Consider the following 16,720-nt stretch of genomic DNA (forward strand, 5'->3'; position numbering starts at 1 on the left):
GGGTTGGGGACCCCGGCCATGGCATCGGGAAGGCGGAGCCCGCGCTTGCCCGGCACACCTCGTGCCGGACCCGGTCCTCACCCGGGGCACCCCGCCGCGAGCGCGAGGGTTGCCGGCCAGCAAGCCGGGGCTTGACGCTGGCACTCATGACCTGGACGGCACTATAACCCGACACCGCCCCCCGGCCGCAAGTGCGGACGATCCCAAGCGGAGTCAGTCGTCGTCGACCGTGACACCGAGGATGTGGGCGAACATCGGCGCGAGTTCCATCAGCTGGACGCCGCTGATGGTCGCGCCGCGCAGCGCGTCGTAGCCGTCGGAGATGCCCAGGGACACGGCGCCGCGCAGGTCGACCCGGGACAGGCGCGCCTTGTCGAACCGCACCCGTTCCAGCGTGGAGCCGGGGAAGGCGACACCGGTCAGCGCCGCGCCCGCGAAGTCCACGTCGCGCAGCGTGCACTCGACGAACGAGACCTCCCGCAGGTCGGCGGCGCGGAGGTTGACCGAGTCGAGCTTGCACCGGTGGAAGAGCACGTGGTTCATCTCGGCGCCGGGCAGCGCCGTGCCGGCCGGGGCGCTCGTGATGATCTCCGCATCCGCCCAGACGGACTCGGTGAGGTCGCCGCCCACCCAGCGCACGCCGTTCAGCCACACGTCCGAGAACCGGGCGCGCCGATACCGGCCGCCGGCGAACGTCACCGAGGTGAACGCCGACTCGATGAACCGCGCGTTGGAGGCGTCGGCGTCCTCGAACTCCTGCCCGTCGAACAGGACCGTGTCGTAGTCGCCGCCCTGAGCGAGCCGGCCCTCGAACGGCTCGAGGTGATCGGCATAGGGCAACTCGCCGAGTTCGCGGGGTTCCCTGCGATGCTGTTCGCGGCGCTTGGGCATCGCCCCAACCTACGCCACGACGGACCCGCACGTCCGTACTCCCGAGCGAGGTATTTCATCCGTATTGTTGTCCATTGTGAAGTTTGATCCCTGGAATGCCGAGTTCATCGCGGACCCCTACGACGCCTACCGCGACCTGCGCGACAACGATCCGGTCAGCTTCTTCGAGCCGACGGGGCAGTGGCTGATCGCCCGCCACGCGGATGTGAACGCGCTGCTGCGCGACCGGCGCCTCGGCCGGTCCTACCTGCACGTGGCGACGCACGAGGCGTTCGGCCGCGAGCCCGAGCCGGAGTTCCAGGAACCGTTCTGGCGGGTGATCCGGGCCGGGATGCTCGACGTCGAGCCGCCGGTTCACACGCGGCTGCGCCGCCTGGTGTCCAAGGCGTTCACGCCTCGCATGGTCGAGTCGCTGCGCCCCCGCGTACGGAAGATCGCGACCGAGCTGACCGAGGGACTGGTCGAGCGTGGCGGTGGCGACCTGCTGGCCGAGGTGGCCGAGCCGCTGCCGGTCACCGTGATCGCCGAGATGCTGGGCGTGCCCGAGGCCGACCGCCACCTGCTGCGCCCCTGGTCGGCCGACATCTGCGGGATGTACGAGCTGAACCCCTCGCTGGAGGCCCAGCACACGGCCGTACGCGCGGCGACGGAGTTCGCCGGCTACCTGCGCGAGCTGGCCAGGGCGCGCAGGGAACGGCCGGGCGACGACATGATCTCGGCGCTGGCCCAGGTGGTCGACGACGGGGACCGGCTGACCGAGGACGAGCTGATCGGCACCTGCGTGCTGCTGCTCAACGCCGGGCACGAGGCCACGGTCAACGCCACCGGCAGCGGGTGGTGGGCGCTGTTCCGCAACCCGGGTGAGCTGGAGCGGCTGCGCGCCGACCCCGGCCTGATGCCGACGGCGGTCGAGGAGTTGCTGCGCTACGACACCCCGGCGCAGATGTTCGAGCGATGGGTGCTGGAGGACGTCGAGGTCGGCGGGGTGACGATCCCCCAGGGCGTGGAGATCGCGCTGCTGTTCGGCTCGGCGAACCGGGACCCCGAGGTCTTCGCCGACCCCGACCGTCTCGACATCGGCAGGGCGGACAACCCGCACATCTCGTTCGGCGCCGGCATCCACTTCTGCCTCGGCGCGCCGCTCGCGCGGGTCGAGATGGCGGAGTCGTTCGGCGCCCTGCTGCGGCTGGCGCCCACGCTGGAGCTCGCCGAGGAGCCCGCCTGGAAGCCCAGCTACATCATGCGCGGCCTCGAGTCACTGAAGGTCACCGTCTGACACGACGCCCGCGTGGTGGCTGACCGTGTGGTGGGTGACCGTGGTGTCGTAGCCGAGCAGGACGGCCTGGGCCCCGGGCTCGACGACGGCCGTGCCGGGGTCGTCCCCGGCGAAGCGGCGGATCGCGTCCATCGAGTCCCACAGCGTCATGACCTGGATCTCCACCCGGCCGTCGGCGGCGTCCCGCCGCAGCAGGTACGCGCCACGGTGCCCGTCCACATCGCGCAGGGAGGGCAGGACCGACGCGGTGAAATGCCGCTCGTAGCCGTCCGCGCCCTCCGGGGTCGCGCTCGCGCGCCAGATTCTCGCGATCAAGATCTCTCCTCTCGATGTCGTGACTGGCTGAGCCAGCCGAAGCCGCCGAGACCGGCCGGGTCGATCAGCTCGGCCTCCTGGGATGCCCGGCCGAGCGCGCGTACGTACCCGACGGGGTCGGTGGACGCCAGCGCGAGCGGCGGGCGGGTCCCGGCGACCCCCAGGTCCCGCAGCGCCTCCCGCTGGGTGGTGAGCGTGGTCGCCCGCGCCCCCGCCCGCTCGCCCGCCGCCGCGCAGGCGTCCAGCGCGACGTGGGCGGTGATGTCGCATGATCCGTCCGGTGTGGGCGGCACCATCGCGCCGTCGCGATATCCGGCGACCGTGCCGCGCGGGGGCCGCCGCCCGGCCAGATGGGCGTAGTCCACGGCGACCGCCGTGCCGCGGGCCAGCCGTGCGATCACCGAGGCCCACGCCTCGTCGCGCGGGCGGCCGATCTCGGCGCGTTCCCCCGGCGAGCGCAGCGGCCACCAGCGCTCCAGCCAGGCCAGGTCCTCGGGGCAGGGAGCGGGCCCGAGCCGTTCGCCGCCGGTCGAGGTGTCCACGAGCACCAGGCGAGGGCCGTCCGGCGTCATCTCGGCGATGTCGAGCGGCACGTTGTCCAGCCACTCGTTGGCGATCAGCAGGCCGCCCGCCCCGTACGGCGCCTCCGGCTCCCAGGCCACCCGGGGGTCGAGATCGCCGGGCCGGGGGGACAGGTCGACGGCGGTGACCCGCAGCCGCTCCGCGAGGTCCGGCGGCGCGGCGGCGAGCACGCGGGCGGCCAGCAGGCCGTTGCCGCTGCCCATGTCGACGAGATCGACCGGGTCGGGCCGGCCGAGGGCGGCGTCCACCCGCAGGAGCAGGCGCAGCACGGCCTCGGCGAAGACCGGTGAGGCATGCACCGACGTGCGGAAATGCCGGTCGGGGCGCTCGCGCAGGTAGAAGCCCTCCGCGCCGTAGAGCGCCCGCCGCATGGCCTCCCGCCAGGTGACTTCCACAGCGCTCCACGTTAGCGACACGCCGAGGCCGTGACGAAAAGTAGTCACTTTCGTACTTATGGCTCAACATAGGCCCGTGAGAAACGGGACAAAATCCGACCGTTGGGCCACGCCCGGGCCGGCGGGAGCGCCGCCGCTACGCTGAACCGAGGGGAGGCGTCATGGACACAAGTGACCGCCCGGCGCGGCTCGCCGTGGGAGTGCTCGGCGCGGGACGGGTCGGCTCCGTGCTCGGAGCCGCGCTCATGCTCGCGGGTCATCGCGTGGTGGCGGCCAGCGGCGTGTCCGACGCGTCGGCGCGGCGGGCCGCCGACCGCCTCGGCCTGAAGCTCAGCAGGCCGGACGAGGTGATCGCCCGGTCCGAGCTGGTGCTGCTGACCGTGCCGGACGACGTGCTGCCCGGCCTCGTCTCGGGCCTCGCCGCCACCGGCGCCGACCTGCGCGGCAAGCTGCTCGTGCACGCCAGCGGCGCGTACGGCCTGGGCGTGCTCGACCCCGCGGCCGAGGCGGGGGCGCTGCCGCTCGCGCTGCACCCCGTGATGACGTTCACCGGCAGGAGCGACGACCTGACCCGGCTCAACGGCTGCTCGTTCGGCGTCACGGCGCCCGACCTGCTGCGGCCGGTGGCCGAGGCGCTGGTCATCGAGATGGGCGGCGAGCCGGTGTGGATCGCCGACCGGGACCGGCCGCTCTACCACGCCGCCCTGGCCGGCGCGGCGAACCACATGGTGACGCTCGTCGCCGAGTCGCAGGAACTGCTCGCGAAGATCGGCGTGGAGCATCCGGGCCGGATGCTCGGCCCGCTGCTGAGCGCGGCACTCGACAACGTGCTGCGTCTCGGCATCAGCGGGCTCACCGGGCCCGTGGTGCGCGGCGACGCGGGCACCGTGCGCAAGCACGTCGACGCGCTGATCCTGGCCGCCCCCGAGGCCGCGGACGCGTACGTCGCCCTCGCGAGGCTCACCGCCGACCGGGCGCTCGCGGCGGGCCTCCTCAAGCCGGAGGCGGCCGAACGCCTTCTGGACGCCCTGGGAGGGAACATATGGACCTGACCGTCGCCGCCGACCGCGCCGCCCTCGACAAGGCGAGAGACGCGCTCGGCCCCGGGAGGATCGCCCTGGTCCCCACGATGGGGGCGCTCCACGAGGGCCACCGGTCGCTGATCCGGCTGGCGCGCGACCACGCCGACCACGTGGTGGTGAGCGTGTTCGTCAACCCCCTGCAGTTCGGCCCCAACGAGGACTTCTCCCGCTATCCCCGCACGTTCGACGCCGACCTCCGGGTGTGCGAGGAGGAGGGCGTGAGCGTGGTCTTCGCGCCCTCGGCCGATGACATGTACCTGCCGGACCGCCAGGTGGAGGTCTCGGCCGGCGGCATGGGCGGGGTGGTCGAGGGCGCCTTCCGGCCCGGCCACTTCGACGGCGTGCTGACCGTGGTGCTCAAGCTGTTCAACCTGGTGCGGCCGGACGTCGCGGTCTTCGGGCAGAAGGACGCCCAGCAGCTCGCACTGATCCGGCGGATGGTGGCCGACCTCGACGTCCCGGTGTCGATCGTCGGCGCCCCGACCGTGCGGGAGCCCGACGGCCTCGCCCTGTCGAGCCGCAACAGGTATCTGTCCGAGGCCGACCGCCGCACCGCGCTCGCGCTGTCGCGGGCGCTGCGGGCCGGGGCGGCGCGGGCCCAGACAGCAGGGCCGGCCGGGATCCTCGACGCCGCGCGGGCCGTGCTCGAGGAGGCCGCCCGCTTCGCCCCGCCGCTGCTGCTCGACTACCTGATCCTGGCCGACCCCGCGACGTTCGCGCCGGTCGGCGACGACCACCGGGGCGAGGCGATCCTGGCCGTGGCCGCCAAGGTGGGCACCACCCGCCTCATCGACAACGTGGTCCTGACCCTGTAGAGGGCTCGCCGGCTCAGGCTGCCCCGGCGCGCAGCGTGAACCAGAAGGTGGGGAACGGGTTCGTGCCGGGTGTGACGTCGACGAGCTCCCAGCCGGTGAACCTGGCACGCAGCTCGTCGGCGGTGACGCCGGAGAACGTGTCGTCCAGCGCGCCGGGGCCGTATCCGAACATCAGCAGCAGCGCGCCGGGAGCGGCGCGATGGGTGAGCCCGGCGGCGTAGGCGTCGCGGCGGTGCGGCGGGATGCCGCAGTAGCAGCTCAGGTCGAAGAACAGATCGTAGGGGCCGGGCGCGTCCAGCTCGTCGAGCCGGGTGACGTCTCCGTGCAGCAGCCGTACGGCCGCTCCCGCCGCCTCGGCCTTCTCCCGGGCCTGCTCGACCGCGCGGTCGATCAGGTCGACGGCCACGACCTCCCAGCCGTGCCGGGCCAGGTATATCGCGTTGGTTCCGGTGCCGCAGCCGAGCTCCAGAGCGCGGCCGGGCGGCAGCGCGCCGTCCCCTTCCCCGCGCCCCTCTATCAGGGCGACCAGCTCGGGCGGCGTCACGCCGGTGTCCCACGGCGGCTTGCCGGCCCGGTAGTACTCCTCCAGCGCTTGGCGCACGGCCTCCTCCTGATCGACGTCCGCGTCCGTGTTCGGCCTGCCCATGACCCCTCCCGGTTCTTAGAGTCGAACTCTAGTGACTGACTCTAGAGATATACTCCCGCCATGGACACCGTCAAGCGGCCGGACAAACGGGCGGAGCGCTCACGCCGCACCCGGGAGAAGGTCATCCAGGCGGCGCGGGAGCTGTTCGTCGCGCAGGGCTACGGGGCGACGAGCCTGCAGGAGGTCGCCGACCGCGCGGGCGTGGCCGTCCAGACGGTCTACTTCGTCTTCGGCAACAAGCGCACGCTGTTCAAGGACGTCGTCGACACGTCCATCGCCGGCGACACCGAGCCGGTGGCCGTCATGGACCGGGAGTGGTTCCGCGCCGCGTGCGCCGAGCCCACCGCGGCCGGGCAACTGCGCGCGCACGTCCGCGGCACAAGTGAGATCCTCGGCCGGGTCGCCCCGCTCATGCCGATGATCGAGTCCGCCGGGGCCGCCGACCCGCAGATCGCCGCGCAGTGGCCCGACGGCCCCGATCCGCGCTACGTCGTGCAGCACGCCGCGGCCCAGGCGCTGGCGGGCAAACCGGGCGCCCGCCCGGACGTCTCCGTCGCGATGGCGGCGGACCTGCTGTTCTGCCTGCTCAGCCCGCAGCTGTACCTGCTCTTCGTCCAGGACCGCGGCTGGTCGCCGGACAGGTGGGAGGAATGGGCCTGTGCCACTCTGACCGCCCAGCTCTGCACCGACTCCGCGGCCTGCCGCGTGTAGGAGGGGCCGGGGCGTCACCATCACCCGGGGGGCGTTATCGTCATTATGACGAAAGGGGATCCCCTCATGGTGGCGCTCGCACGCAGACTCACCGCCCCCGCACCCGGCTGGACCGTCGAGGCCGACACGGTCGTGATCGGGTCCGGCATCGCCGGCCTCACCGTGGCGCTGCGCCACGTCGAACTCGACCCCCGGGCGCGGGTGCTCGTGGTCACCAAGGACGTGTTGTCGGCCGGGTCGACCCGCTGGGCCCAGGGCGGCATCGCCGCCGTCCTCGACCCCGAGGACACCCCCGACGAGCACCTCCGGGACACGCTCGTCGCCGGCGTCGGCCTGTGCGACGAGGATGCCGTACGCGTCCTGGTCACCGAGGGCCCCGACGCGCTGAAGCGGCTGATGAGCCACGGCGCCGAGTTCGACCGCGACACCGACGGCGAGCTCCAGCTCACCCGCGAGGGCGGCCACCACCGCAACCGCATCGTCCACGCGGGCGGCGACGCGACCGGCGCCGAGGTGCAGCGGGCCCTGGCCGAGGCGGTGCTGGCCGAGCCCCGCATCGAGGTCATCGAGCACGCCCTCGCCCTCGACCTCCTTCTCGACGCCGAGGGGCACGCCTGCGGGGTCACGCTCCACGTGATGGGGGAGGGCGCCCGCGACGGCGTCGGCGCCGTACGGGCCGGGGCCGTGGTGCTGGCCAGCGGCGGCATGGGCCAGGTCTACGCGGCCACGACCAACCCCGTCGTGTCCACCGGGGACGGCGTGGCGCTGGCGCTGCGGGCCGGCGCGGTGGTCAGGGACATCGAGTTCGTGCAGTTCCACCCCACGGTCCTGTGGCTGGGGGAGGGCTCGACCGGCCAGCAGCCCCTCGTCTCCGAGGCCGTGCGCGGCGAGGGCGCGGTGCTGATCGACGCGTCGGGCGAGCGCTTCATGCAGGGCGTGCACGAGCTGGCCGACCTCGCGCCCCGCGACGTCGTCGCCAAGGCGATCATGCGTCAGATGGCGCGGACCGGCGCCGACCACGTCTACCTCGACGCCACCCACTTCGGCGAGGAGAAGTGGCGCTCCAGGTTTCCCACCATCTTCGCCGTCTGCCGCGAGCACGGCATCGACCCCGTCACCGAGCCCATCCCCGTCGCCCCGGCCGCCCACTACGCGAGCGGCGGCGTACGCACCGACCTGTACGGCAGGACCAGCGTGCCCGGCCTGTACGCCTGCGGAGAGGTGGCCTGCACGGGCGTGCACGGCGCCAACCGGCTGGCCTCCAACTCGCTGCTGGAAGGGCTCGTCTACGGCGAGCGCATCGCCGCCGATCTGGCCGCCAAGAAGCTCACCCCGCGCGAGCCCGTGCGGGACGATCGGCCCGAGGGCCTGGCAGACCCGCGTACGCGGCCGAGGATCCAGGGCCACATGAGCCGGGGCGCCGGGGTGCTGCGCAGCGACCGGAGCCTCGCGCAGGTCGCCCGCGCGCTGTCCGACGCCCGCTGGACGCCGGTCGCGGTCGAGCCCTGCACCGAGTCGTGGGAGGCGACCAACCTCCTCACGGTGGCCTCCGCGCTGGTCGCGGCCGCGGCCGTGCGCGAGGAGACCCGCGGCTCGCACTGGCGGGAGGACCACCCCGACCGCGACGACGCCCACTGGCGGGCGCACATCGACATCGCCCTGACGGCGGAGGGACTGACCTTGACGTACACGCCTCACGAGGAGCTGCGGACCGAGCTGGACAAGGCCGGCCTCGACCCGGACGCCGTGCTCGGCCTCGTCCGGGCCGCGCTTGAGGAGGACCTGGCCGGGGGACAGGACGTGACCTCGGTCGCCACCATCCCCGCCGACCAGCGGGCGGTCGCCGACGTGGTGGCCCGCCAGGAGGGCGTGGTCGCCGGCCTGGCCGTGGCCGAGACCGTCTTCCGCCAGGCCGCCGGGCAGGTCGAGGTCGAGCGGCACGCCGCCGACGGCGACCGGGTGCGCCCCGGCGACGTGGTGATGACCGTGCGGGGCGCGACCAGGGACCTGCTCACGATGGAGCGCACCGCGCTCAACTTCCTGACCCACATGTCCGGCATCGCCACCCAGACCCGCCGGTGGGTGGACGCCGTCGAGGGCACCGGCGCCCGCATCCGCGACAGCCGCAAGACCCTGCCGGGGCTGCGCGCCCTGGAGAAGTACGCCGTCCGGGCCGGCGGCGGGGTCAACCACCGGATGGGCCTGCACGACGCCGCCCTGATCAAGGACAACCACGTCGTCGCCGCCGGAGGCGTCGCCGAGGCGTTCCGCGCCGTACGGCAGGCCTTCCCCGGCCTGCCGATCGAGGTCGAGGTGGACCGCATCGACCAGATCGAGCCGGTCCTGGCCGAGGGGGCGGAGGAGATCCTGCTCGACAACTTCACCGTGGACCGGCTCGCCGAGGCCGTACGGCTGGTGGCCGGGCGGGCGAGGCTGGAGTCGAGCGGGGGGCTGACCCTGGACGCGGCCCGCGCGGTCGCCGAGACCGGGGTCGACTACCTGGCCGTCGGCGCGCTCACCCACTCGGCCCCGGCACTCGATCTGGGCCTGGATCTTCGTGAGGCATAATCGGGGAATGCTGCTCACCATCGACGTCAGCAACACCCACACGGTGCTGGGCCTGTTCGAGGGTGAAGAGGTGATCGAGCACTGGCGGATCGCCACGGACCCCCGCCGTACGGCGGACGAGATCGCGGTGGTGCTCCAGGGTCTGCTCGGGCAGTCGCCGCTGCTCAAGGACGCCGACATCAGCGGCATCGCGATCTGCTCCACGGTCCCGTCGGTGCTCAACGAGATGCGGGAGATGTCCCGGCGCTACTACGGCGACGTCACGGCGGTGGTCGTCGAGCCCGGCGTCCGCACCGGCGTCCCGGTCCGGATGGACAACCCCAAGGAGGTCGGCAGCGACCGCATCGTGAACGCGCTCGCCGCCACCACCCTGTACGGCGGGCCGTGCGTGATCGTGGACTTCGGCACGGCCACCTCGTTCGACGCCGTCTCGGCCAGGGGCGAGTACGTCGGCGCGGTGACCGCGCCCGGCCTGGAGATCTCGGTGGACGCGCTGGCCACGGCCGGGGCCCAGCTCCACAAGGTCGAGCTGGTCCGGCCCCGCTCGGTGATCGCCAAGAACACCGTGGAGGCGCTCCAGTCGGGCATCATCTACGGCTTCGCGGGCCTGGTCGACGGCATCGTGGACCGCATGACGGCCGAGCTGGCCTCCGACCCCGACGACGTCACCGTGGTCGCCACGGGCACCGGAGCCCCGCTCGTCATCGGCGAGGCCCGTACGATCGACGTGCACGAGCCCTGGCTCACGCTGATCGGCCTGCGGCTGGTCTACGCCCGTAACGCGTCCTGACGACTCCCTCGCGTACGGGACCATAGAAGGCAGGATCCCGTTCAGAGAGGACTGACGTGATGGACGCCGACTGGGTGGCGCGTTTCGCCGATGAGGTCATCGCCGAGGCTGAACGGCGCGCACCGGGCAAACCCGTCGTCTGCGCGTCCGGCCTCAGCCCGTCCGGCCCGATCCACCTGGGCAACCTGCGCGAGGTGATGACCCCGCACCTGGTGGCCGACGAGATCAGGCGGCGCGGCTACGAGTGCGTGCACATCATCTCGTGGGACGACTTCGACCGCTTCCGCAAGGTTCCCGTGGGCATCGACCCCGCGTGGAACGAGCACATCGGCAAGCCGCTGACCACCGTCCCGGCCCCGCCCGGCAGCGAGTACCCGAACTGGGCCGAGCACTTCAAGGCGCCGATGATCGCCGCGCTCGACGAGCTCGGCGTGGAGTTCCACGGCATCAGCCAGACGCAGATGTACACCTCCGGGGCATACCGGGAGCAGGTGCTGCTCGCCATGCGCGAGCGGCGGCGGATCGACGCGATCCTCGACCAGTACCGCACCAAGAAGGCCAAGGCCAAGGAGGTCACGGACGCCGACGAGGCCGCCGCCCTGGAGGGTTCGGGGGCCGCGAGCGAGGACGACGGCTCCGGCGCCGGGGGCTACTACCCCTACAAGCCCTACTGCTCGGTCTGCGACCGTGACCTGACCACGGTCACGTCCTACGACGACGAGACCACCGCGATGTCGTACACCTGCGTGTGCGGTCACAGCGAGACCGTCCTGCTGTCCGAGCACACCCGCGGCAAGCTGGTGTGGAAGGTCGACTGGCCGATGCGCTGGGCCTTCGAGGGCGTGGTATTCGAGCCCTCGGGCGTTGACCACAGCTCGCCGGGCTCGTCGTTCGTCGTCGGCGGTCAGATCGTCCGCGAGGTGTTCGACGCCCCGCAGCCGATCGGACCGATGTACGCCTTCGTCGGCATCAGCGGCATGGCCAAGATGAGCAGCTCCAAGGGCGGCGTGCCGACCCCGGCCGACGCTCTGTCGATCATGGAGCCCGCGCTGCTGCGCTGGCTGTACGCCCGCCGCCGTCCCAACCAGTCGTTCAAGGTCTCCTTCGACCAGGAGATCCAGCGCATGTACGACGAGTGGGACACGCTCACCAGGAAGGTGCAGGACGGCACGGCGCTGCCGGCCGACCAGGCGGCCTACCGCCGCGCGTCGAGCACGGCCTCCCGGGCCCTGCCGGAGACGCCGCGGCGGCTGCCCTACCGGACCCTGGCCTCGGTCGTGGACATCGCCACCGGGCACGAGGAGCAGACGCTGCGCATCCTGCGCGCGTTCGACCCGGAGATCTCCGGGCTGGACGAGCTGCGGCCGCGGCTCGACCGCGCCCAGCACTGGGTGAACACGTACGTGCCCGCGGAGGAGCGCACGCAGGTGCGCGAGACGCCCGACAAGGAGCTGCTCGACACGCTCGGCGAGCAGGACCGCGAGTCGCTTCGCCTGCTGGTGGAGGGCCTCGACGAGCACTGGTCGCTCGACGGGCTGACCACGCTCGTGTACGGCGTGCCGAAGGTGCAGGCCGGGCTCGACATGGACGCCAAGGCGGCCACGCCCGAGTTGAAGGCCGCCCAGCGCGCCTTCTTCGCCCTGCTCTACCGGCTGCTCGTCGGCCGCGACACCGGCCCGCGGCTGCCCACGCTGCTGCTGGCCGTGGGCCGCGACCGGGTGCGCGAGCTGCTCGGCCGCGCCTGACCCCGGCATCCGATCTCCTGAGAGCGGGCCGGACGGCATGGCCGTCCGGCCCGCGCCCGTTCTGTCCCGGGTATGTCAGCGCACACCAGGGCAGGAAACTCAGCGCAGAGAATTCAGGGCAGAAAGTTCAGGGCAGCAGGACCAGCCGGCCGCGCAGGCCGCCCTTCCGCAGGCGTTCGTGCGCCTCGGCCGCCCGCTCCAGTGGGTAGGTGCCCGCGACCCGCATGCTCAGCCGTCCCGCCTCGGCCAGCTTCGCGACGTCCCGCAGTTGTGCCGTGTCGGCGCGGACGAACACCGTCGAGACCCGGATGCCGCGCAGCGGGACGGGGGCCAGCCCGGCGCCGACGGCGACGAACGCGCCCCCGTTGCGCACGGCGTCCAGCGCGGGCAGGCCGACGACCGCCGCGTCCACCAGGCCGTGCACGCCGCCGGGAACGGCGGCTCTGACGGCCGCGGCCAGGCCGGCGCCCCTCGGCACGAACCACTCCGCGCCGAAGCCCCGCACCAGCGGCTCGTCGCCGGGCGCGGCGACCGCCGCGACCCTGAGCCCCCGCGCCACGGCCAGTTCCACCAGATAGCCGCCGAGGCCGCCTGCCGCTCCCGTGACGAGCAGGGTCTCACCCTCGGCGAGCCCGGCGAGATCGAGCGCCTGGACGGCGGTGAGCGCGTTCAGCGGCAGCGTCGACGCCTCGGGCGCGGCCACCCCGGCCGGCGCGGGCGCGACCGCCGTCTCGTCGAGCACCACCAGGTCCGCCTGGGCCTTCAGCGGATCCGTCAGCCGGTCCGACAGCCCGATGACCCGCTCCCCCGGGCGTACGCCCGTCACTCCCGGGCCGGCCCGGTCGACCACGCCCGCCACGTCCCAGCCGAGTGCGTAGGTCTCCAGGCGCGGCATGAGCATGCTGTCGGCGAGGGCACCCGCGGCCGTGAGCAGGTCGACGGGGTTCACCGCCGCCGCCTCGACCCTGATCCGCACCTGCCCCGGCCCCGGCTCCGGCTCCGCCACATCGACGACCTGTATGGCTCCGTCCCGTGCCACCACTGCTCTCATGGGTCCCTCCTCATCGCTGTGGAAGGGAGCGTATGGAGAGCTGCTTTCTTTCGGTAAGAAGGCACCTGGAAGTGCGTAAGGGAGGAGAAGGGAAGACGATGGTGACTCAGACGGCGGCCGAACGGCGCGAGGAGGAGCGCCGGCGCTACAACGCGTACGTCGCGACCTGCCCGTCCCGGCAGCTGCTCGACACCCTCGGCGACAAGTGGGTGAGCCTGGCGCTCACCGCGCTCGCGCACGGCCCGCTCCGCTACAGCGAGCTCGCGCGGACGATCGCCGGCGTCAGCCGGAAGATGCTCACGCAGACGCTGCGGACGATGGAGCGCGACGGCCTGGTCTCCCGCACGGTCACTCCCTCGGTGCCGGTCCGGGTCGATTACCGGCTCACGCCCCTGGGCGAGGACCTCATGTCGCTGCTCGAAGCGATCAAGCACTGGGCCGAGATCCACATGGAGGATGTCGAGGCGGCCAGGGAGGCGTACGACCGGCGCTCCGACTCGGAACCTTGACGACCTTCAGCGGAGGCGTTTACCTTCCCTGAAGGGTGGGCCGACGAAGCATCGTCGTGGGGAAGGGCGGACGATGGGTGTTCCCGAGGTCGTCTACCGAGGTGACAATCTCGCCTCGGACCTTGACCGTGCCGGTCTCACCGAAGAGGATCTGCTTCTCCTCGCGGAGCTGGCCAAGGGCGTGACCGCCGACCGGGTGGGCCGCAGTCTCGACGTCAGCGGGCGCACCGTGCGGCGCCGGCTGCGGTGCATCTGCGACCGCATCGGCGTGGCGACCGCGATCGAGGCCGTCGCCTGGGCGGCACGCCGCCGCCTCATCTGACCGCGAACGCGACGCCCTCCGGCGAGGAAGGGCCCAGCCGGCTCCGGCGAGGGAGGGCTCAGTCGGCGACGCGCACCGCTCCCGCGAACGGCCGTCCGGCGATCCTCGCGATGTGGACGACGTCTCCCGTGCGCGGCGCGTGGATCATGTAGCCGTTGCCGATGTAGATGCCCACGTGGTGCAGGTCGGAGTAGAAGAACACCAGGTCGCCGGGGCGGAGCTGGTCACGGGGGATGTGCGTGCCGGCCGTCCACTGGTCGCCCGTGTAGTGGGGCAGGCTGATGCCCACGGACTGGTAGGCCGCCATGACCAGGCCCGAGCAGTCGAAGGAGCCCGGCCCCTCGGCGCCCCACACGTACGGCTTGAGCTGCTGCCTGAGGGCCCAGCGCGCCGCCTGGGCGGCCTTGCCGTCGCCGATGATGGGGAACGACGTCCTCGAGCGCGTCTCGCTGCCGATTGTCTGGGAGACCTGCCGGTAGAGGCTGCTCTCGGTCTTCTTGATCAGCTTGGTGATCTTGTCGCGCCGCGAGTCGAGGCCGCTGAGGAGCTTCTTGACCTCGGTCTGCCGGGCGGAGGCGCTCTCCCTGGCCCGTGCGGCGGCGTCCATGGCCTTGGTGACCTCGGCGACCTCCTGGCTCTGCTGCAACTCCAGCGCGTACGTCGTGGAGGCCTGGTCCAGGTATCGCCGGGGGTCGGCGTCGCTGTCGATGAGCACGAGCGCGTTGCCGAGCCCGTTGGTCATGTAGGAGTGCTGCGCGAGGGCGCTCGCCTTCTGCCGGCGGACCTCGAGCTCCGCCTCGCTCTTGGCGAGGTTCTTCTTGGCGAGATCGGCGGACCGCTCGGCCGCCTTCAGGCGCACCCGCTCGCCGTTGTACTGCTCGGTGAGCGTCTCGATCTCGGTGTAGAGGCCCTCGACCTGAGCTGTGAGCTCCTTGAGGCTCGGCTTGGGGTCGGCGGTGGCGCGGACCACCGGGGCGCCGAACGTGATCGCGGTGATCGCGACGCCGACGAACGCGAAGCGGCGGATGGCACCCGGACCGGCCGTGCCGGCTCCGGACCGTCGGCCGCGGGCGTGCCTGCCCGCCGGCCGTCCTCCACGCATGCGCAACCGAGCTCCTCTCCCACGTGTGCCCCGCGGCGCGTCCGTCGTCGAGACGGGCCGTACAGCGGGGCACTTCTGAGCGCCTACCGGGTTAGCTGACGGGTTCGGGCCGGAGTAGCCCTACCTTGGCGGATTCACCCCTTGTAGATCCGAGACCGAACCGATCCTGATCCTGCAGTTGGGTCCCCGGCTCCCCTTCGCACTCGGTGCTTCGAAGATTCGGCGCCCGGTCGCCGTGAGCGCTCACGATGACCGGCATCGTCGCTGGACGATAGTGCACGGCGAGTTCTTGCTCAACCAGAACTCCGAAACCCGTCTACGTTTGACAACCAAACGATCACGGTCGGGTCACGAGCTCGGTGGTGATTTATCCGCCTTCACCTGCGTTTAGAGCGATCTGAGGGTTTCGATGTGCTGCTCGGGCTGGTGAAAAAAGTGGGACGAACCTGGACAGCCCCCTTTGGGTGTCGCCGCGCATCCGTCCGTATCCTTACGGCTACGCATAGTCAGGACTCATGTCGGGTGTGGCGTTTGGGAATGACCGTTATCCGTGGGGAGGCTCCGTGCCGACCGAGTGGGATCGGCCGCGCTGCGGCTAGGCTGACCGGTCATGGAGCAGGTCGCCGCGCAGACATCCAGCGAGCCGGGTGCCACGGCCGTGACGGTGCGCCGGGCCAGGACGCCGGACGTCCGGGCGATCCGGCGCCTCGTCGACGCGTATTCGGGCGTCGGTCCCCGCCTGCTCAAGAAGAGCACGGTCACGCTGTACGAGGACGTCCAGGAGTTCTGGGTGGCCGAGGCGGACGGGCAGGTCGTCGGCTGCGGCGCGCTGCACGTGCTGTGGGAGGACCTGGCCGAGATCAGGACCGTCGCCGTGGATCCCGCGGCACGCGGCGGAGGCATCGGCCATCGGATCGTCGGCGCGCTCATCGAGACCGCCAGGGACCTCGGGGTGCGGAGGGTCTTCTGCCTCACGTTCGCGGTGGAGTTCTTCGCCAGGCATGGTTTCAGGCCGATCCAGGGCACTCCCGTCTCCCATGAGGTGTACGAGGAACTGCTCGCGTCGTACGACGAGGGTGTCGCCGAGTTTCTCGACCTGGAGCACGTCAAGCCGAACACGCTGGGGAACACCCGCATGTTGCTGCACCTCGACCGTCGTTGAGCGCCTTTGCCGGGCATTGATCACTGATCTTGACGTTGGTTGTCGACTGCTGCAAAGGTGACTGTTGATACACCTGTCGCTACTTTTGGCAATATCAGCGTGTGCTACAGACGTGCGGCGCATGCGTCTTCGAAACGAGGTGACACGGTGAGCACCGGACAGCCGCCGTACCCCCAGGACGAGTCGGACGGAACGCCACCGCCGTCATCGAACCCCGGGTATGGCACGGACAGACAATCCCAGGACTACGACCCCGACGTCACGGTCGTCAGCTACCGCGGGCAGCACACGGGTCCGCAGCAGCCGCCCGCCTACGACCCCGCCCAGGGCGGCTACGGTCAGCAGCAGGGCTACGGCGCCCAGCAGGGCCAGCAGCAGTACGGTCAGCCGTCCCAGGGCGGCTACGGCCAGACCGGCCCGCAGCAGGGCTACGGTCAGCAGCAGTACGGCCAGCAGGGCTACGGGCAGCAGGGCTACGGCCAGACCGGCCCGCAGCAGGGCTACGGCCAGCAGCAGGGCTACGGCCAGGAGGCCGCCCCGCAGCAGGGCTACGGCACTCAGCAGGGCCAGCAGCAGTACGGCCAGCAGGGCTACGGTGCCCAGCAGGGCCAGCAGCACTACGGTCAGCCGTCGTCCCAGGGCGGCTACGGCCAGACCGGCCCCCAGCAGGGCTACGGCCAGCAGCAGGGCTACGGCCAGGAGGCCGCCCCGCAGCAGGGCTACGGCACTCAGCAGGGCCAGCAGCAGTACGGCCAGCA

At 72.0% G+C, this 16,720-nt stretch carries 16 protein-coding genes, 1 pseudogene and 2 riboswitches; of the genes and pseudogenes, 11 read left to right on the forward strand and 6 right to left on the reverse strand.

Features of this window, described 5'->3' with window-relative positions:
• Positions 1 to 36: 36 nt before the first annotated feature.
• Positions 37 to 152: riboswitch (SAM riboswitch) on the reverse strand.
• Positions 153 to 213: 61 nt separating this feature from the next.
• Positions 214 to 891 (reverse strand): pentapeptide repeat-containing protein, encoded by a 678-nt coding sequence (locus tag ABZ860_RS28955; protein ID WP_357225887.1) that lies wholly within the window; start codon positions 889 to 891, stop codon positions 214 to 216.
• Between the two features lie 76 nt (positions 892 to 967).
• On the opposite strand from ABZ860_RS28955, the gene ABZ860_RS28960 reads away from it, so the two are divergent.
• Complete coding sequence (locus ABZ860_RS28960; protein WP_357225888.1) at positions 968 to 2,167, forward strand: cytochrome P450; 1,200 nt, start codon at positions 968 to 970, stop codon at positions 2,165 to 2,167.
• On the opposite strand, the gene ABZ860_RS28965 is transcribed toward ABZ860_RS28960, so the two are convergent.
• Entirely contained in the window at positions 2,147 to 2,482 is a 336-nt protein-coding gene (locus tag ABZ860_RS28965) for an antibiotic biosynthesis monooxygenase (protein ID WP_357225890.1), read from the reverse strand. The two genes, ABZ860_RS28960 and ABZ860_RS28965, sit on opposite strands and share 21 nt — an antisense overlap.
• Complete coding sequence (locus ABZ860_RS28970) at positions 2,479 to 3,459, reverse strand: SAM-dependent methyltransferase (RefSeq protein ID WP_357225891.1); 981 nt, start codon at positions 3,457 to 3,459, stop codon at positions 2,479 to 2,481. Before ABZ860_RS28970 ends, ABZ860_RS28965 begins: the two co-directional genes overlap by 4 nt.
• Positions 3,460 to 3,620: 161 nt before the next feature.
• On the opposite strand from ABZ860_RS28970, the gene ABZ860_RS28975 reads away from it, so the two are divergent.
• Together ABZ860_RS28975 and panC are read left to right on the forward strand one after the other, a co-directional pair.
• The gene (locus ABZ860_RS28975) at positions 3,621 to 4,511 is read left to right on the forward strand and encodes a DUF2520 domain-containing protein (RefSeq protein WP_076439103.1); all 891 of its coding nucleotides are present in this window, start codon (positions 3,621 to 3,623) and stop codon (positions 4,509 to 4,511) included.
• Positions 4,502 to 5,356, forward strand: a complete 855-nt coding sequence (gene panC, locus ABZ860_RS28980; protein ID WP_357225894.1) for a pantoate--beta-alanine ligase — start codon at positions 4,502 to 4,504, stop codon at positions 5,354 to 5,356. Before ABZ860_RS28975 ends, panC begins: the two co-directional genes overlap by 10 nt.
• 13 nt (positions 5,357 to 5,369) lie before the next feature.
• Here panC and ABZ860_RS28985 read toward each other — a convergent pair whose 3' ends face one another.
• The gene (locus ABZ860_RS28985) at positions 5,370 to 6,002 is read right to left on the reverse strand and encodes a class I SAM-dependent methyltransferase (RefSeq protein WP_357225895.1); all 633 of its coding nucleotides are present in this window, start codon (positions 6,000 to 6,002) and stop codon (positions 5,370 to 5,372) included.
• 60 nt (positions 6,003 to 6,062) lie between these two features.
• On the opposite strand from ABZ860_RS28985, the gene ABZ860_RS28990 reads away from it, so the two are divergent.
• The 4 genes from ABZ860_RS28990 (at position 6,063) to lysS (ending at position 11,816) form a co-directional block, all read left to right on the forward strand.
• Positions 6,063 to 6,713 (forward strand): helix-turn-helix domain-containing protein, encoded by a 651-nt coding sequence (locus tag ABZ860_RS28990; RefSeq protein ID WP_357225898.1) that lies wholly within the window; start codon positions 6,063 to 6,065, stop codon positions 6,711 to 6,713.
• 66 nt (positions 6,714 to 6,779) lie between these two features.
• On the forward strand, positions 6,780 to 9,281 hold the full coding sequence (locus ABZ860_RS28995; RefSeq protein WP_357225899.1) for an L-aspartate oxidase: 2,502 nt from the start codon (positions 6,780 to 6,782) through the stop codon (positions 9,279 to 9,281).
• A gap of 7 nt (positions 9,282 to 9,288) precedes the next feature.
• Positions 9,289 to 10,071, forward strand: coding sequence for a type III pantothenate kinase (locus tag ABZ860_RS29000; protein WP_079319601.1), 783 nt, complete (start codon positions 9,289 to 9,291; stop codon positions 10,069 to 10,071).
• A 59-nt stretch (positions 10,072 to 10,130) separates the two neighbouring features.
• Positions 10,131 to 11,816, forward strand: coding sequence for a lysine--tRNA ligase (lysS, locus tag ABZ860_RS29005; protein ID WP_357225902.1), 1,686 nt, complete (start codon positions 10,131 to 10,133; stop codon positions 11,814 to 11,816).
• Positions 11,817 to 11,943: 127 nt separating this feature from the next.
• Here the strand turns inward: lysS and ABZ860_RS29010 are convergent, their stop codons facing one another.
• Entirely contained in the window at positions 11,944 to 12,867 is a 924-nt protein-coding gene (locus ABZ860_RS29010) for an NADP-dependent oxidoreductase (RefSeq protein ID WP_357225903.1), read from the reverse strand.
• Between the two features lie 98 nt (positions 12,868 to 12,965).
• Between ABZ860_RS29010 and ABZ860_RS29015 the strand changes: the two genes are divergently transcribed.
• Complete coding sequence (locus ABZ860_RS29015) at positions 12,966 to 13,376, forward strand: helix-turn-helix domain-containing protein (protein WP_357225906.1); 411 nt, start codon at positions 12,966 to 12,968, stop codon at positions 13,374 to 13,376.
• A 73-nt stretch (positions 13,377 to 13,449) separates the two neighbouring features.
• Positions 13,450 to 13,698, forward strand: a complete 249-nt coding sequence (locus ABZ860_RS29020) for a LuxR C-terminal-related transcriptional regulator (RefSeq protein WP_357225907.1) — start codon at positions 13,450 to 13,452, stop codon at positions 13,696 to 13,698.
• A 58-nt stretch (positions 13,699 to 13,756) separates the two neighbouring features.
• Here ABZ860_RS29020 and ABZ860_RS29025 read toward each other — a convergent pair whose 3' ends face one another.
• Entirely contained in the window at positions 13,757 to 14,800 is a 1,044-nt protein-coding gene (locus ABZ860_RS29025) for an NlpC/P60 family protein (RefSeq protein ID WP_357225910.1), read from the reverse strand.
• A 65-nt stretch (positions 14,801 to 14,865) separates the two neighbouring features.
• A riboswitch (cyclic di-AMP (ydaO/yuaA leader) is annotated at positions 14,866 to 15,019 on the reverse strand.
• 391 nt (positions 15,020 to 15,410) lie between these two features.
• Here ABZ860_RS29025 and ABZ860_RS29030 point away from each other — a divergent pair.
• Together ABZ860_RS29030 and ABZ860_RS29035 are read left to right on the forward strand one after the other, a co-directional pair.
• Positions 15,411 to 15,962 carry an amino-acid N-acetyltransferase gene (locus ABZ860_RS29030; protein WP_357225912.1) on the forward strand — a complete coding sequence of 184 codons (552 nt, stop codon included), beginning with the start codon at positions 15,411 to 15,413 and terminating at the stop codon, positions 15,960 to 15,962.
• 147 nt (positions 15,963 to 16,109) lie between these two features.
• Positions 16,110 to 16,720, forward strand: a pseudogene (locus ABZ860_RS29035) (hypothetical protein); the annotation flags it as partial.

Source organism: Microbispora sp. NPDC046973 (assembly GCF_040644495.1).
Lineage (GTDB): Bacteria > Actinomycetota > Actinomycetes > Streptosporangiales > Streptosporangiaceae > Microbispora.

Coding starts and splice junctions, on each gene's coding strand:
- ABZ860_RS29000 (WP_079319601.1), top strand. CDS start 9,289: ATGCTGCTCACCATCGACGTCAGCAACACCCACACGGTGCTGGGCCTG.
- ABZ860_RS28975 (WP_076439103.1), top strand. CDS start 3,621: ATGGACACAAGTGACCGCCCGGCGCGGCTCGCCGTGGGAGTGCTCGGC.
- panC (WP_357225894.1), top strand. CDS start 4,502: ATGGACCTGACCGTCGCCGCCGACCGCGCCGCCCTCGACAAGGCGAGA.
- ABZ860_RS29010 (WP_357225903.1), bottom strand. CDS start 12,867: ATGAGAGCAGTGGTGGCACGGGACGGAGCCATACAGGTCGTCGATGTG.
- lysS (WP_357225902.1), top strand. CDS start 10,131: ATGGACGCCGACTGGGTGGCGCGTTTCGCCGATGAGGTCATCGCCGAG.
- ABZ860_RS28955 (WP_357225887.1), bottom strand. CDS start 891: ATGCCCAAGCGCCGCGAACAGCATCGCAGGGAACCCCGCGAACTCGGC.
- ABZ860_RS28995 (WP_357225899.1), top strand. CDS start 6,780: ATGGTGGCGCTCGCACGCAGACTCACCGCCCCCGCACCCGGCTGGACC.
- ABZ860_RS29015 (WP_357225906.1), top strand. CDS start 12,966: ATGGTGACTCAGACGGCGGCCGAACGGCGCGAGGAGGAGCGCCGGCGC.
- ABZ860_RS29025 (WP_357225910.1), bottom strand. CDS start 14,800: ATGCGTGGAGGACGGCCGGCGGGCAGGCACGCCCGCGGCCGACGGTCC.
- ABZ860_RS29030 (WP_357225912.1), top strand. CDS start 15,411: ATGGAGCAGGTCGCCGCGCAGACATCCAGCGAGCCGGGTGCCACGGCC.
- ABZ860_RS28990 (WP_357225898.1), top strand. CDS start 6,063: ATGGACACCGTCAAGCGGCCGGACAAACGGGCGGAGCGCTCACGCCGC.
- ABZ860_RS29020 (WP_357225907.1), top strand. CDS start 13,450: ATGGGTGTTCCCGAGGTCGTCTACCGAGGTGACAATCTCGCCTCGGAC.
- ABZ860_RS28985 (WP_357225895.1), bottom strand. CDS start 6,002: ATGGGCAGGCCGAACACGGACGCGGACGTCGATCAGGAGGAGGCCGTG.